The following is a 14231-nucleotide window of genomic DNA, read 5'->3' as shown; positions in this document are numbered from 1 at the left end:
AGATTACTGGCGAGATATCGCGGGGTAAAACGACTTTTCGGCGTTTCAGTTGAGCGGAATGGAAAGTCAAGTTGGGCCGAGCACGTCTTGCCGGATCATCTCCAGCAATTGGTCCCTGAGCGCATGCCGGCCCGTGGCCTGCCTTGCGATGATGCCCAGCGGGGCCTCCAGCATGGAGCAATCGACCGACAACTGGTCCAACAGCCCATGCTCGAGGTCCGGTTTCACGTGCCGGGTCGACGCGAACCAGACGGCGTCGCTCGTCTGTGTGCAGGCCCGGCTCAGCTCGAGATAGATCGTCTCGATGCGTGTCTCGTTCATCTGCAATCCCTGCGACACGAACAAGCGCTGGATCTCGGACCAGGTGACGGTCTCGGGCGGAGGCAGGACCAGCGGATAGGAAACGATGTCCGCGAGCCTCAGGCCGTGGCGTCCGGACAGAGGATGGCCGGGACGGACCACGGCGATGTATCGGTCCAGCAGCAACTGCTCGAAGAAGAGGCCCTGCATGTCGTCCGCGGGCGGCAGCCGGCCGAGCACCGCATCGATGGCATCCTCGCGCAGCAGATTGAGCAGGATCGCCTTCGAGCCGGCCACGACCTCCAGCGTCAAGCCGGGAACCAGCCTGGTCATGCGTTGCAGGACGGACGGCAGCAAGCTCACCGCCGCGACCGGCATGGCGCCGATGCGAAGCGCCGCGCCCGCCGGCGCCAGGCCGCGGGCGGAGGCCGCGCCCCATCTCAGGGCCTCGACCGCGCTTGCCGCATGGCGCGCGAACTTCTCGCCAGCCTCCGTCGGCACCGTGCCCAGCTTGGACCGCTGGAACAGCGTCACGCCCAGTTCCGCCTCCAGTTCGCGCAGTGTCTTGGACGCCGCCGATTCCGTCACGTGCAGCGCGTGCGCCGCATCGCGCAAGCTGTGCGTGCGCATGACCTCGAGCATGCATTCCAGGTGGCGCAGCTTGATCCGCCGCAGGTCCACGGGCAGTCCGCTGCCGGACACCAGCGGATCGGAGGCACGACGGGGGGTCCTGGCACGCATGTCGGGAACGCTCGGAGAAGGCAGGCATCCGATTCTATCGGATGCCTCCTCCCGGCCCGCCCCGGCCGGCTACCTGGGCAGGCAGGGCGAGGCCGGCGAGCACTTGTCGGCCAGCACCGCCACGGCCTGGATCTCGATCTGCATGCCCGGCACGGCCAGGGCCGAGACCGTGATCTGCGCGCTGGCCGGAAAGCGGCGGTCGGGGAACATCTCGCTGCGCACCTTGGCAAAGGTGGCGCCGTTGCGCACGTCGGTCATGTGCACCGTCATGGTGACGACGTCCTTCAGGCTCCCGCCCGCGCGCTTCAAGGTCTGGTCGATCAGCGCGAACACCGTGCGCGCCTGCGCCTCGAAGTCGCCCTTGATGTCGCGGCCCTGCAGGTCGGTGGTGGCCGTCTCGCCCGCCAGCCAGACGATGCGCCCGCCTTCGGTCACGACCGCGGGCGAGTACGAGCGGCCCTGCGTGCGTTCGCCCTGCGGCATGTGGTCGGCCGCCTGCACGGCCCCCCAGGCCAACAGCGACAACGCGCACGCCGCTCCCAGCTTCGATACAGTGTTCATGGACGCGCTCATTGGAAATTGAACAGCTTGTATGACGGATCGTCCTTGCCCAGACGATCCCCCAACGTGCTGTATCGGGTCTTCAGCTCGGAGGCGGGGAAGACCTCGATACGCCGGAAATCCGTGACCGACTGGCGCGAGTCGATGGCCCATCGGCCGTTGCGGCGCGACCAGCGATCCAGATAGCGCGAGTGCATCCAGCGCTCCTCGATCCGATCTTTCTCCACGGCCACCACCAGGGTCGCCGTTCCCGTGGTTTCGCTGACCGCCTTGTCACCCCGCACCTCGATCAGCATGTTGGTCATGCGATGGTTGTTGGACAGCATGGGCTTGTGCGCCTCCAGCAGCCAGTCCACGAACGAGGCCCAGGGATCGAAGCGCATCTTGCCGAACTGCACGGTGCCGTTGGCATGGCCCAGCGACAGCAGGATGTCCCGGTCCAGCAGGTCCAGGCCGCGCGGATAGCGGTACAGCACCTCGGAAATGGCCTGCTTGCTCAGCAATTGTTCCAGCGCCTCGGCCTGCGAAGGCGGCGCCGCGGCGCGGGCCGGCGCGCTGCCCATGGCGGCGCCGACCACGGCCGCCAGTCCCGCTCCGGCGGTAAGAAGCTGGCGCCGCAGCGGCGCGTTCGGTGCTTGCTGCATGAGTTTCTCCTGACAGGTGGGAAGGGTGTCCCCGGCCCCCGGCCGGGAACGGGTAAGCCTCAGCCGGCGCGCTGGCCGGCCGTCGCCAGGCCGGGCACGATGCGCAGCGCGTTGCCGCGCTCGACGGCCTCGAGCTCGGTCTGGGTGAACATGCCGAGGTCGCGGATCTCCTTGACCGCGCGGCCCGCCGAGCGGTAGGGGAAGTCGCTGCCCATCAGGATCTGCGAGGCCGGCACCAGTTGGCGCAGCGCCGCCATCGCGGGCGGATTCAGGATGGCGGCCGTGTCGTAGTGCAGGCGCCGGAATTCGTCCATGGCGCGGGTCGGCCAGCGCGGCGCGGTGGGCGATCCGGCGAACAGCGCATCGATGCGGCTGGCGAAGCTGGGCAGCGACCCGCCGCCGTGCGACAGGATGAAGCGGATGTCCGGACAGCGCGACAGCACGCCGTTGATGTAGAGGCTGGCCGCGCAGCGCGTCGTGTCGGTCGGGTACTCCAGCGATACCTTGGTCTCGGGCACCAGGCTGCCGCAGCAGTTGGCGGCCGTGGGGTGGAAATAGACCGTGGCCTTGCGCCGGTTCAGTTCCTCGAACACCGGGAAGAATGCCGGATCGCCGGCCCAGCGATCGCCGTAGCTGGTCAGCAGGCCCACGCCGTTGAGCTTGAGCTCGTCCAGCGCGTAGGCGATCTCGCGCAGGCTGCCTTCCACGTCGGGCAGCGGCACGGCCGCGAACATGCCGAACCGGCCGGGATGGTCGGCGATCATCTTCGCGCCGTATTCGTTGCACTCGCGCGCCAGGCGCCGGCCCTGCGCCACGTCGCCGAAGAACACGCCCGGCGTGGAGATCGACACGATGGCCGTGGCCACACCCTGCTTGTCCATGTCGTCCAGCGACTTGCGCGGCGACCACTTGTCGAACATGTCCGTGGGCGCGCCGGGCGACGAATCGACGACGCCTTCTCGCGCGGCCGCCAGGTAGGCCGGCGGAAAGATGTGATGGTGCGTATCGATGCGGTGCGCGGCCGCGCCCTGTGCGCCGGCCCGGCCCGGCAGCGCCAGGCACCCGGCGCACAGCGAGGCGTAGCCCGCCAGTCCCTTCAGCGCGCGCCTGCGGCCCGGTTGCGCGAGCGGCGGCGCGGCGATTGCATTGCGGTCAGACGGCATTGCCCGGATCCTCGTTCAGTCATGGACGGGCGCATCTTATGCCGCGACTTCACGCATGTCGCATTGCAAATAATCATGGATCTATGAGCAAAAACGGGGGCCGCGAAGGACGGGAATCAGCCGCGCGACTTCAGGCCATGGCGTATCTGCGCGGCCAGTTCGGCCAGCCGGGGGCCGACGTGTTCGACCAGCCGCTGGCGATCGACCACATAGGAAGAACCGCCCAGGATCAGGGCCATGGGCGGGTTGCCGTCGTTCAGTTCCAGCGGCACGCCCACGGCGTTGATTTCCTTTTCCCAGTCGCCCAGGGACAGCGTGAAGCCGCGCGCCTGGTAGTCCTTCAGGCCCTCCTGGATGCCCTTCAGGATCCGGGGCCACTGCGCGCCGTGGCGCACCTTCTCGGCGGCGAACAGCTTGTCGCGCTCGGGCCGGTCCATGACCGCGATCAGCGCGCGGCCCATGGCGGTCGTCACCAGCGGCGTGCGCGTTCCGGATTGCACGCTCATGATGAGCGCGCCGGAACCGCGCGTGTGTTCGAGATAGACGGCATCGGCCTCGTCCCGGTATCCCAGGGCGCAGCACAGGTTCAATTCTTCGGAGACCCGCTCCATCAACGGCGTGGCGACCTGCCGGATGTAGGACCCGGCCATCGCCCAATATCCAAGCGCCAGCGCGGAGGTGCCCAGTTCGTAGCGGCCGGTCTGCGGCGAACAGGCCAGGTAGCCGAGGCGGGTCAGGGTATAGGTCAGCCGCGATACCGTGGGCTTGGTCAGCCCCGTGCGCTCGGCCAGCTCCTGGTTGCCCAGCGACGTGTCGCCCTGGGTGAAGGCCTTGAGGATGTTCAGCCCCCGGGCCAGCGCGGTCACGAATTGCCTGCCCGGATCCTCGTCGGTATCCGGCTCGGCAAATGGCACCGGGCTGATCGCCCTCGATTGGGAAGTTCCTCTCATCCGACCTGCTCGCAAACTTCGTTGACACGCGCAAAAGTTGTTGGGTAGGATACCCCAAAAGTTTGCGAAACTTAGTTTCGCATTGCGAACCACCAAGGAGACTGGGCCGCACGGCCCGGGTCGTACAAGCGCCCACGGCAGGGGAGCCGGGGGCTTCGCCACCATCATCAAGGGTCGAGCATGAACGTCAAAGCAGTCTTGAAAACCGCCATCGGGGCCATCGCGCTGGCAACCAGCCTGGGGGCCCATGCGGAATGGCCGGAACGGCCCATCACCCTGGTCGTGCCCTGGCCCCCGGGCGGCGGTGTGGACGCGGCCGCGCGCCTGGCCGGCCCCATGCTGGCCAAGCAGCTCGGCCAGCAGGTGGTCGTGGTCAATCGCCCCGGCGCCACCGGCAGCATAGGCGCGGAATCCGTCGCCAAGGCCGACCCCGACGGCTACACCCTGCTGTGGAGTTCGCTGACCAGCCACGCGATCTACGCCTCGCTGTACGAACGCTCCGCGCCCTTCGACCTGGAGAAAAGCTTCACCCCGGTCTCGGTGTTCGGCAGCATCCCATTCGTGATCGTGGTCAATCCCGGCGTCAAGGCCACCTCCGTCCAGGAGCTCGTCGCGCTGGCCAAGGCCAAACCGGGCGCGCTGACCTTCGCCTCCAGCGGCAACGGCTCGGTACAGCACCTGGCCGGGGAAATGTTCAAGCGCGCCGCGGGCGTCGACCTGCTGCACGTTCCCTACAAGGGCATCTCGCCGTCGCTGCTCGACCTGGTGGGCGGGCAGGTGAACATGAGCATAGAAAGCCTGGCGGCCACGCTGCCCCACATCCGCAACCAGAAGCTGCGCGCGCTGGCCGTCGCCTCGCCCGAGCGCATCAGCCTGCTGCCCAATGTGCCGACCGCGACCGAGGCCGGCCTCAAGGGCTACGATGTCAGCGCCAAGCTGTTCGCGCTGGCCCCCGCCGGCACGCCCGCGCCCGTCATCGAGAAACTCGACCGGGCCTTCAAGCAGGTCTTCTCCGACAAGGCGGTGCAGGAACCGCTGCTAGCCCAGTCCATCATTACCCGCTATGCGTCGCCGGCGGAGTCGGCCAGGCTCATCCACGACGAACTGACCACCTTCAAGACCGTCATCCGCGAAGCCAACATCCGACCCGAGTGACCACGAAGATCCGCTACCTTCCCGACCAGACCGACCCGGCGCGCCTGTACAAGCTGGTGGCCGGGCTGGTCGTGCCCCGGCCCATCGCGCTGGTGTCCACGGTCGACCGCGACGGACGGGCCAACCTCGCTCCGTTCAGCTGGTTCAATGCCGTGTCCACGGATCCGCCCTACCTGTGCATCTCGATCGGCCGCCACGCCGGGGACCGTCCCAAGGACACGCTGAACAATATCCTCGCCACCGGGGAATTCGTGGTCAACCTGGTCGGCGAAACCATCGCGCCACAGCAGGACGCCTGCGCCCAGGCGCACCCATCCGGCGTGGACGAGTTCCAGACCTCGGGCCTGACGCCCGCGCCCGCCTCGCGGGTGCGTCCGCCCTGCGTGGCCGAGTCCAAGGCCTGGTTCGAATGCACGCTGACACAGGCGCTGCCGCTGCCGCGCGGCAGCTACACCCTGGTCCTGGGCGAGGTGGTCGCCATCCACGTGGATTCCGACGTGGTCGGCGCACAAGGCCGCATCGACATGGCCGCGCTGCGCGGCGTGGGACGGCTGGCCGGCCGGGACTACTGCCGGCTGGGGGATGCCTTCAGCCTGGAACACGATTCGTTCAATCGCTTCGGGCAGCGGCCATGACCGCGCCCGGCATCCCGGAGGCCGCATGCCCCTGAGTCCCTCGCAACTGACCCGCTGCTGGACGGACGTCCTGCAGCTCTCGAAGCTGGCCCCCGGCGAGAACGTGCTGATCCTGACCTCGCAGAACTCCGACCCGCGCGTGGTCGATGCCGCCGCCCGGGCCGCCGCCGCGCTGCAGGCGCGGGTGGTCAAGCTGGACATCGCGCCCAACTGGGATACCTGCGAAGTGGGTACCGATCCCACCGTGGTCAGCGGCGCCTCGCCCATCGACGACGACCCCATGGCGCTGGCCGCGATGAAGGCCGCCGACCTGGTCATCGACACCGTGTTCCTGCTGTTCACGCCGGGCCAGCGCGCGGTGCTGGAGTCCGGCACCCGCATGCTGCTGGCCTACGAGCCTCCGGAGGTCCTCGCGCGCGTCATGCCTTCGCCGGACGACCGGCGCCGCGTACTGGCCGCGCGCGACGCCTACGCGCAGGGGCGCCGCATCACCGTCACTTCCGCGGCAGGCACCCGGCTCACGGCCTCCGTCGGCGCCTATCCCATCACCGCGGAATACGGCTACGTGGACAGCCCCGGCCGCTGGGACCACTGGCCCAGCGGCTTCGTCGCCCGCCTGCCCGACGACGGCACGGCCGAGGGCGTGGTGGTGCTGGCCCCGGGCGACATCATCCTGCCGTTCAAGAACTACGTGCAGACGCCCATCACACTGGAGATCGAGCGCGGCGCCATCGTGCGCATCTCGGGCGGACTGGACGCCGAGTTCCTGGACGCCTACCTGAGCGGCTTCGACGACCCCGACGCCTATGCGGTGTCCCACCTGGGCTGGGGCCTGCAGCCCAAGGCCCGCTGGACCTCGCTCGGGCTGTACGACAAGGCCGCCACCATAGGCATGGAAGCACGGTCGTTCTACGGCAACTTCCTGTTTTCCACCGGCCCCGGCGGCAGCCGCCGCACCAAGGCGCACCTGGACATCCCCATGCGCAAATGCTCGTTCCACGTGGACGGCCAACCCATGGTCGTGGACGGCGACGTCGTGGCCCCCGACCAGCGCGTCGACGGCGCACGGCCGCAGTAGCGCGCCATCGACCAACCCAGGATTCCCACCAGCATGTCAGACCTGCCGTTCCTTTCCCTTGCTCAGCTCGCCCACGCCTTCGAACGCAAGGAGATCTCTCCGGTCGAGGCGCTCGAATCGCAGCTTGCCCGCATCGCCGCACTGAACGAGCGCATCAACGCGTTCACGATCCTGGACGAGGACCGCGCCCGCGCGGCGGCCCGCGCCAGCGAGTCGCGCTGGCAGCGCGGCGCGCCGCTCGGACCGCTGGACGGGGTGCCCTTCACCGCCAAGGACAACCTGATGGTGGCCGGGCTGCCCCACCGGCGCGGCTCGCGCGCGATGCCCGCCGACCCCGTGGCGGACACCGCGCCCGCGGTGCTGCGCTGCCAGGAAGGCGGCGCGGTGCTGCTGGGCCTGACCACCATGCCGGAACTGGGCGCGGGTCCGGTCACCATCAGTCCGCTTACCGGCGCCACCACCAATCCCTGGGACACGGCCAAGCAGGCCGGCGGGTCCTCGGGCGGCGGCGCGGCCTCGGTGTCGGCCGGCTTCTGCCCCTTCGCGCTGGGCTCGGACGCCGGCGGGTCGTTGCGCATTCCCGCGGCCCTGACCGGCGTGGTCGGCTTCAAGGCCACAGGCGGCCTGGTGCCCATGTATCCGCCCAACGTGGCCGGCGGCCTGTCCTGCGTCGGCCCGCTGGCCCGCAACGTACGGGACACCGCCACGGTGCTGGATATCATCGCCCGGCCCGATCCGCGCGACGCCATGTCGCTGCCCTGGCGGCCCGACGGCCTGGGCGCCGATCTCGAACGGGGCCTGCGCGGCAAGCGCGTCGCCCTCAGCCTGACCCTGGGCTACGCCCCCCGGGTCGACGCCGAGATCGCCCAGGCCTTCGGCCAGATGGGACGACGCCTGGCCGACCTGGGCGCCATCGTCGAAGAAGCCGATCCGGACATCGACAATCCCATCGACGACTACCTGGTCCTGCTGCAGGCGGGATACCGGTACGCGCTGCAGCACATGCCGGCGGAGCGGCGCGCGCTGCTGTCACCCGTCATGGCCGGCATCCTGGAGGACGGCGCCGGCCTGGCGCTGGAGGACTACATGGGTGCGCAGGCGCGCTGCCAGGACCTGGCGCGGCGCCTGCACGCCTTCCACCAGCGCTTCGACCTGCTGCTGACGCCCACGGTCGCGGCCCCCGCCTTCGACGCGAATCTGAGCTATCCGAAGGAGTTCGAGGAATTCCCCAACCGGCGGGCCTGGACGCCCTACACCTCGCTGTTCAACCTGACGCAGCAGCCCGCCATCAGCATCCCGATGGGACTGACCGCCGCCGGCCTGCCCATGGGCCTGCACATCGCCGCGCCGCGCGGCCACGATGCCCAGGTATTGCAAGCGGCGCACGCGCTGGAAGCGGTGCTGGGATTCGAGGCGCGCCCGCCGATCTGATCTCCGCCGGACTGGCCAGTGCGCGCGCCATCGAATAAAAAGGTGCCTGGATGTGAAGGACACCTTTTTCATGAAGCTTGCGAGCCTGGGGCCGCGCATCTGCATCGTCGGGCCCTCCAACAGCGGGAAGTCCACGCTGGCCGAGGCGATCGCCCGTAAACGCGGCCTGGAGCCGGTCCACCTCGACCGGCTCTACCACCTGCCCCATACCGACTGGGAACCCCGCCCCGCGCAGGAATTCACCGCCCTGCACGACGCGGCCATCGCGGGCGAGCGCTGGGTCATGGACGGCAACTATTCCAGCTGCATGCCGCAGCGCCTGCGGCGCGCGACCGGCGTGATCCTGCTGGACATCTCCACGCCGCTGAGCCTGCTGCGCTACCTGCGCCGGACCTGGTTCGAGCGCGACCGTCGCGGCGCCCTGGACGGCGGCCGCGACAGCGTCAAGTGGGCGATGATCCACCATATCGCCGTGGTCACGCCGCGCAACCGCCGGCTCTATGCGGAGATGGTCGAGGGGCTCGACCTGCCCAAGGTGATGCTGCCGTCGGCGGCGGCGATCAGGCGATGCTACCGGCGGTGGGAACTGGCGCGCTAGCGGGCGCGGCGCCAAGTTTCTCGGCCACGGCCGCCTGGCAGTCGTAGCTGTACAGCCAGTCGACCCGGCGCCATTTCTCCTGGCTGTTGGTCAGCGCGGCCCAGCGGAACTTCAGGTTGCGCATGAACTTCTTCAGCGGATCGGTCTGGTGGAACATGCGGCCCGCCTCGCGCGAGCCCAGTTGCACGCGCGCCGTGCGCGCGGTGCGCAGCTCCTCGTAGGCCTTGAGCGCCGCGGCCGGATCGTGCGGCAGCCCGGCCAGGCACAGCGCCAGCACATGGCCGTCCTCGATGCTTTGCGAGCCGCCCTGCGACAGGAAGGGCACCATGGGATGGGCCGCGTCGCCCAGCAGCGTCACCCGGCCGCGGGTCCACACAGGCCAGGGATCGCGGTCATACAGCGCCCACTTGAAGACGTCGTCGGTGGCCTCGATCAGGCCGCGCACGATGGGGTGCCAGCCGTCGAACTCCTTCAGCACCTCGGCCTTGTCGCCGCGCGCCGACCACGATTCGAGCCGCCACTGGCCCGCCGGCACGATGCCGATCCAGTTGATGCGCCGGCCCGCCGACACGTAGTAATTCACGAAATGCCGGTGCGGTCCCCACCAGGCGTTGACGTTCTTCTCGATGCCCAGGTGGCGCGCGCGATCCGCATCCGCCATGCCCCGCCAGGCGAGCAGCCCGGTGAAGCGCGGATCCTGTCCTTCCAGCAACTGGCCGCGCACGACCGAATGCACGCCGTCGGCCCCGACCAGCACGTCGCCTTCCACGGTCTCGCCCGACTCCAGCACCACGCGCACCCCCGCCGCGTCCTGCGCATACGTCTTGACGCGCTGCGCCAGCCGCACGTTCTCGCGTCCGTACGCATCGATCAGGGCATTGTGCAGATCGGCGCGGTGCACATGGTAGTAGGGCGCGCCGTAGCGCTGCGCGCACTCCGGCCCCAGCGGGAAATCGCGGATGGTACGGCCGCTGGCCCAGTCGCGCGACCGGGTGGCCAGCGGCGCCACCGCCACGGCTTCCAGCGCCGGGGCGATGTCCAGGTCGTGCAGGACCTTGACGGCATTGGGGCCGAGCTGGATGCCCGCGCCGACCTCCTTCAGGACCGCCGTCTGTTCCAGCACCTCGATGTGGCGAAAACCCAGTTTCCTGAGAGCCAGGGCCGCCGTCAGCCCTCCTATGCCCGCGCCGGCGATCAGGATGCGCGGTTGGTCGTGGGGCGCTTTCATGCGTGCTGTTTCTCGCTGTAGGACATGAGAGGATGGCTGGACATAGTACGTTCGCATTGCGAAACTAAGTTTCGCAAATAGTGTACGAGCGTAGCCATCCGGCGTCAACGCGCAAAGTGCGGGGTACGGGACGCGGACGGGTGGAAAACGAAGGGGAGGGAAGAAACGACGGTACACGCCCTCCGGACCGCGCAAGCGATCCGGAGGGCGTGGGGGACTCAGCCCTGCGTCTTGGGCGTGAAGAGGGCGGGGCGGCGGGCGCCGCCGTTGCGGGCTTCGCCGGCGGGGCGAGCCGCGCCCTGGGAAGCCGGCGCGGCGTGGCGCGGCTGGGCCGGACGGGCCTGGCTGGGCTGGGGCGAGGCCGCCCGGCTGGCCGGGCCCTGCCCGCGCGCGGCGCCCTGTCCACGGCCGCCGCCGGACGGCTGGCGGCCACCCGAACCATGGCCGGCGGACTGCCCACGGCCGCCGTCGCGCGGCGCGCCCTGGCGTCCCTGGCCCTGGCGCGGCGCATGCGAACGCGGCGGGCGCTCGGCCCGCTCGTCGCGGTCGGGCGCCGACACGGTGAAGGCGGGCAGGGGCTCGCGGTCGATCTTGCGCTTGATCAGCTTCTCGATGTCGGCCAGCAGCTTGCCTTCCTCGCCGTCGACCAGCGACACCGCGGCGCCCGTCGCGCCCGCGCGGCCGGTCCGGCCGATGCGGTGCACGTAGTCCTCGGGCACGTTGGGCAACTCGAAATTCACCACCTGCGGCAACTGGTCGATGTCCAGGCCGCGCGCCGCGATGTCGGTCGCCACCAGCACTTCCACCGAGCCGTCCTTGAAACCGGCCAGCGCCTTGGTCCGCGCGGACTGGCTCTTGTTGCCATGGATGGCGGCGGCGGGAACGCCGTCCTTGACCAGCTTCTCGGCCAGCCGGTTGGCGCCGTGCTTGGTGCGCGTGAACACCAGCACCTGCTTCCAGCCATTGCTGCGCACCAGGTGGCTGAGCAGGTCGCGCTTCTGTTCCTTCTGCACCAGCAGCACCGACTGGCGCACCAGTTCGGAGGCGGTGTTGCGCCGCGCGACCGAGACCTCGCCCGGATCGTTCAGCACGCCCTTGGCCAGGGCGCGGATCTCATCGGAGAAGGTGGCCGAGAACAACAGGTTCTGGCGCTTGGACGGCAGCAGCGCGAGGATCTTGCGGATGTCGCGGATGAAGCCCATGTCCAGCATGCGGTCGGCTTCGTCCAGCACCAGGATCTCGACACCGGACAGGTCCAGCGTCTTCTGGCCCACGTGGTCCAGCAGGCGGCCGGGGGTCGCGACCAGGATGTCCACCGGCTTCTTCAGCGCGCTGATCTGCGGATTGATGTTGACGCCGCCGAACATCACCATGGACTTGAGCGGCAGGTACTTGCCGTAGATCTGTACGGATTCCTCGACCTGTGCGGTCAGTTCGCGCGTGGGCGTCAGGATCAGGCAGCGCGGACGGCCCGGACGCATCTGCGCGGGGCGGTTGGACGACAGCAGGTGCAGCAGGGGCAGGGTGAAGCCGGCAGTCTTGCCGGTGCCGGTCTGTGCGGCGGCCAGCAGGTCGCCCCCCTTCAGCACCTGGGGAATGGCCTGGGCCTGGATAGGGGTAGGATGGGTATAACCGGCGTCGGCGATGGCGCGCATCAGCGGCTCGGCCAGGCCAAGGTCGGCAAACGAAATATCGGAAGTAATCAAGACAACTCCAGCGACGGCCCGTCGCTCAAGCTGAGTGACTCCAATCGAGGCTGACGTATGTGGTAACTGGGGGTAGGCCGGCCGGAAAACGGCTGCCCGGGTGGACCCCGGGAGACAAGGCGCGTGGCGCCTGGCCGGATGCACGCCCGGATTGGAGCCAGGCGCAGGCTGCGATTGTACCCGGGAATGGCGACTTGGTGTTTACCCTAGTGACGATTTCACCAATAGGGCGTATATTTAGGCTTGTTTCACTATTAAATCCGCGTTTTACATATAAAACGCGTGGCAGTGACAGCGAACACACCGCGGCGGGCGCCTTCCGCACCCGCCTTCACCCGCTCTCGCGGCGCCTAGCCGCCCATGCAGGAGTACACCATGACGGATATGTCCGAACAACAGCAAGTCGCCCGCAGCTGGGACCGCCCTGAAGGCGCTGACTTCGAGACCTGGATGAACTCGCGCGTCGCGCGGTTCTCGACCCGCAAGTACGACTGGGACGCCCTGAAGTTCCAGGCCGACTTCGATCCCAAGTACGGCCGTGCGCAAATGCGCTACGTCGGTACGGGCGGCACCGGCGTCGCCGCCGACTCGAACACCGTGCCTTCCGAGCACTTCACGTTCTCGACCATGGTGATCCCGGCCGGCCACGAAGGCCCCCCGCACCTGCACACCGACGTCGAGGAAATCTTCTTCGTCATCCGCGGCAAGCTCAAGGTGGTCCTGGAGAAGGACGGCGAGCGCTTCGAAACCATCCTGACTGATCGCGACCTGGTGTCGGTTCCCCCGGGCGTGTACCGCGAGGAAATCAACATCGGCGACGAAGACGCCCTGATGTGTGTGATGCTGGGCGCCAAGAAGCCCATCACGCCGACCTACCCGCCCGAGCACCCGCTGGCGAAGATCAAGCGGTAACAGGTCCCCCCCTACGCGCTGACGCGCGCCCCCAGGGGCGGCACTGGCGGACCGGCAAAGCCGGATCCGCTGTGCCCTGGGGTAACAGCAGGCTGGCGAGGGGCGGCGTGCTTGCCGCTCTTTGCAGCCGGATGAGCCTCCCCAAGTAACGGGGCGGTTGACTCACGGATACAATGCCGCGCTTTCGTGTTCGTGGCCGAAGGGGTCGCGGGCGCAAGAAGGAATTTAGGACGATGCAGACCGATACGTTGGCGCCGGAACCGTCGCCGGAAACGCTGGAGTTGCTCAATAGCCGTTTCGCCGAGAAGTCGGTGCAGACGGCCGGGGGCGTGCAGTGTTATCGCGAGGCGGGCACGCCGGGCGCGGACGGCATGGCCATCGTGCTGTTGCATGGCATCGGCTCGGGCGCGGGCTCGTGGCTGCATGCGGCGCTGAAGTTGGCCGAACGCGCGCGCGTGATCGCCTGGGACGCGCCGGGCTACGGCAATTCGGCGCGGCTGGCGCCGGCCTCGCCGGGCGCCGGAGACTACGCACAGCGGCTGCACCAGATGCTCGATGCGCTGGGCATCGAACGCTGCGTGCTGGTGGGCCATTCGCTCGGCACGCTGATGGCCACGGCCTATGCGCATGACCTGGGCAAACAGCGGGTCGCGCGGCTGGTGCTGCTGAGCCCCACCCGCGGCTACGGCAATCCGGCGCTGGCCGAGCGCCAGGAAGCGGTGCGCGCCGAGCGGCTGCGCACGCTGGAACAGGTCGGCATCGCCGGCATGGCGCGCACGCGCCCCGCCAAGATGCTGTCGTCCGAACCCAGCGCCGAGGCCCTGGCCTGGGTGCGCTGGAACATGGAGCGCCTGGATACCGCCGGCTACCGCCAGGCGATCGAGATGCTGTGCAACGCCGACATGACCGGCTACGCGCCGGCGCCCGTGCCGGTCGAGGTCCATTCCGGCGACCAGGACACCGTTACGATCCCGACCAACTGCCGCGCCATCGCCGAGATGTTCGGCGCCCCCTACGGCTCCATCGCCGTGGCCGGCCACGCCTGCCACATCGAGCGGCCCGAAGCGGTCGCGGCCATCCTGGAAGGCGCGCACGCCGCGGCCACCGCCGGCGCCACGCCCCGCTGACC

General features: G+C 69.0%; 14 protein-coding genes. 7 read left to right on the top strand and 7 right to left on the bottom strand.

All coding sequences use genetic code 11. From position 1 onward, the window contains the following. Positions 1 to 66: 66 nt before the first annotated feature. The 5 genes from WKR98_RS05835 to WKR98_RS05815 all read right to left on the bottom strand — a co-directional run bounded on the left by WKR98_RS05835 (position 67) and on the right by WKR98_RS05815 (position 4359). Positions 67 to 1041, bottom strand: coding sequence for a LysR substrate-binding domain-containing protein (locus tag WKR98_RS05835; protein ID WP_124687248.1), 975 nt, complete (start codon positions 1039 to 1041; stop codon positions 67 to 69). A gap of 69 nt (positions 1042 to 1110) precedes the next feature. Further along, positions 1111 to 1602 (bottom strand): RidA family protein, encoded by a 492-nt coding sequence (locus tag WKR98_RS05830; protein ID WP_341432350.1) that lies wholly within the window; start codon positions 1600 to 1602, stop codon positions 1111 to 1113. Positions 1603 to 1610: 8 nt separating this feature from the next. Further along, the gene (locus tag WKR98_RS05825; RefSeq protein WP_124687247.1) at positions 1611 to 2246 is read right to left on the bottom strand and encodes a nuclear transport factor 2 family protein; all 636 of its coding nucleotides are present in this window, start codon (positions 2244 to 2246) and stop codon (positions 1611 to 1613) included. 59 nt (positions 2247 to 2305) lie between these two features. Further along, positions 2306 to 3409 carry an amidohydrolase family protein gene (locus tag WKR98_RS05820; protein WP_124687246.1) on the bottom strand — a complete coding sequence of 368 codons (1104 nt, stop codon included), beginning with the start codon at positions 3407 to 3409 and terminating at the stop codon, positions 2306 to 2308. Positions 3410 to 3525: 116 nt separating this feature from the next. Then, positions 3526 to 4359, bottom strand: a complete 834-nt coding sequence (locus WKR98_RS05815; protein ID WP_341432349.1) for an IclR family transcriptional regulator — start codon at positions 4357 to 4359, stop codon at positions 3526 to 3528. 180 nt (positions 4360 to 4539) lie between these two features. Between WKR98_RS05815 and WKR98_RS05810 the strand changes: the two genes are divergently transcribed. The 5 genes from WKR98_RS05810 (at position 4540) to WKR98_RS05790 (ending at position 9256) form a co-directional block, all read left to right on the top strand. After that, complete coding sequence (locus WKR98_RS05810) at positions 4540 to 5514, top strand: Bug family tripartite tricarboxylate transporter substrate binding protein (RefSeq protein ID WP_130356426.1); 975 nt, start codon at positions 4540 to 4542, stop codon at positions 5512 to 5514. Then, a complete protein-coding gene (locus WKR98_RS05805) occupies positions 5511 to 6149 on the top strand; it encodes a flavin reductase family protein (protein ID WP_341432348.1) in 639 nt (212 codons plus the stop codon). Before WKR98_RS05810 ends, WKR98_RS05805 begins: the two co-directional genes overlap by 4 nt. A 25-nt stretch (positions 6150 to 6174) precedes the next feature. Further along, positions 6175 to 7227: a 2,5-dihydroxypyridine 5,6-dioxygenase gene (locus WKR98_RS05800; RefSeq protein WP_124687243.1), complete on the top strand. Its 1053-nt coding sequence runs from the start codon at positions 6175 to 6177 to the stop codon at positions 7225 to 7227. Between the two features lie 33 nt (positions 7228 to 7260). Beyond that, positions 7261 to 8658 carry an amidase family protein gene (locus WKR98_RS05795; RefSeq protein WP_341432347.1) on the top strand — a complete coding sequence of 466 codons (1398 nt, stop codon included), beginning with the start codon at positions 7261 to 7263 and terminating at the stop codon, positions 8656 to 8658. Between the two features lie 70 nt (positions 8659 to 8728). Further along, entirely contained in the window at positions 8729 to 9256 is a 528-nt protein-coding gene (locus WKR98_RS05790) for an AAA family ATPase (protein ID WP_124687241.1), read from the top strand. Here WKR98_RS05790 and WKR98_RS05785 read toward each other — a convergent pair. Beyond that, positions 9219 to 10484 (bottom strand): FAD-dependent monooxygenase, encoded by a 1266-nt coding sequence (locus tag WKR98_RS05785; protein ID WP_341432346.1) that lies wholly within the window; start codon positions 10482 to 10484, stop codon positions 9219 to 9221. The two genes, WKR98_RS05790 and WKR98_RS05785, sit on opposite strands and share 38 nt — an antisense overlap. Positions 10485 to 10702: 218 nt before the next feature. Continuing rightward, complete coding sequence (locus WKR98_RS05780; RefSeq protein WP_341433804.1) at positions 10703 to 12139, bottom strand: DEAD/DEAH box helicase; 1437 nt, start codon at positions 12137 to 12139, stop codon at positions 10703 to 10705. Between the two features lie 426 nt (positions 12140 to 12565). Here WKR98_RS05780 and WKR98_RS05775 point away from each other — a divergent pair, with 426 nt between their 5' ends. Continuing rightward, positions 12566 to 13102 (top strand): cupin domain-containing protein, encoded by a 537-nt coding sequence (locus WKR98_RS05775; RefSeq protein WP_124687239.1) that lies wholly within the window; start codon positions 12566 to 12568, stop codon positions 13100 to 13102. Between the two features lie 233 nt (positions 13103 to 13335). Further along, positions 13336 to 14229 (top strand): alpha/beta fold hydrolase, encoded by an 894-nt coding sequence (locus tag WKR98_RS05770; protein WP_341432345.1) that lies wholly within the window; start codon positions 13336 to 13338, stop codon positions 14227 to 14229. Positions 14230 to 14231: the final 2 nt, after the last annotated feature.

This window comes from Pigmentiphaga sp. YJ18 (genome assembly GCF_038066655.1).
Taxonomy (GTDB): domain Bacteria; phylum Pseudomonadota; class Gammaproteobacteria; order Burkholderiales; family Burkholderiaceae_B; genus Pigmentiphaga.
Note: the sequence above shows the minus strand (reverse complement) of the source record. Positions and strands in the feature narration are given on the sequence as shown.

Bases quoted from the DNA above. Each gene is read 5' to 3' on its own strand.
- WKR98_RS05835 (WP_124687248.1), bottom strand. From the start codon at position 1,041: ATGCGTGCCAGGACCCCCCGTCGTGCCTCCGATCCGCTGGTGTCCGGC.
- WKR98_RS05830 (WP_341432350.1), bottom strand. From the start codon at position 1,602: ATGAACACTGTATCGAAGCTGGGAGCGGCGTGCGCGTTGTCGCTGTTG.
- WKR98_RS05825 (WP_124687247.1), bottom strand. From the start codon at position 2,246: ATGCAGCAAGCACCGAACGCGCCGCTGCGGCGCCAGCTTCTTACCGCC.
- WKR98_RS05820 (WP_124687246.1), bottom strand. From the start codon at position 3,409: ATGCCGTCTGACCGCAATGCAATCGCCGCGCCGCCGCTCGCGCAACCG.
- WKR98_RS05815 (WP_341432349.1), bottom strand. From the start codon at position 4,359: ATGAGAGGAACTTCCCAATCGAGGGCGATCAGCCCGGTGCCATTTGCC.
- WKR98_RS05810 (WP_130356426.1), top strand. From the start codon at position 4,540: ATGAACGTCAAAGCAGTCTTGAAAACCGCCATCGGGGCCATCGCGCTG.
- WKR98_RS05800 (WP_124687243.1), top strand. From the start codon at position 6,175: ATGCCCCTGAGTCCCTCGCAACTGACCCGCTGCTGGACGGACGTCCTG.
- WKR98_RS05795 (WP_341432347.1), top strand. From the start codon at position 7,261: ATGTCAGACCTGCCGTTCCTTTCCCTTGCTCAGCTCGCCCACGCCTTC.
- WKR98_RS05790 (WP_124687241.1), top strand. From the start codon at position 8,729: ATGAAGCTTGCGAGCCTGGGGCCGCGCATCTGCATCGTCGGGCCCTCC.
- WKR98_RS05785 (WP_341432346.1), bottom strand. From the start codon at position 10,484: ATGAAAGCGCCCCACGACCAACCGCGCATCCTGATCGCCGGCGCGGGC.
- WKR98_RS05780 (WP_341433804.1), bottom strand. From the start codon at position 12,139: ATGCGCGCCATCGCCGACGCCGGTTATACCCATCCTACCCCTATCCAG.
- WKR98_RS05775 (WP_124687239.1), top strand. From the start codon at position 12,566: ATGACGGATATGTCCGAACAACAGCAAGTCGCCCGCAGCTGGGACCGC.
- WKR98_RS05770 (WP_341432345.1), top strand. From the start codon at position 13,336: ATGCAGACCGATACGTTGGCGCCGGAACCGTCGCCGGAAACGCTGGAG.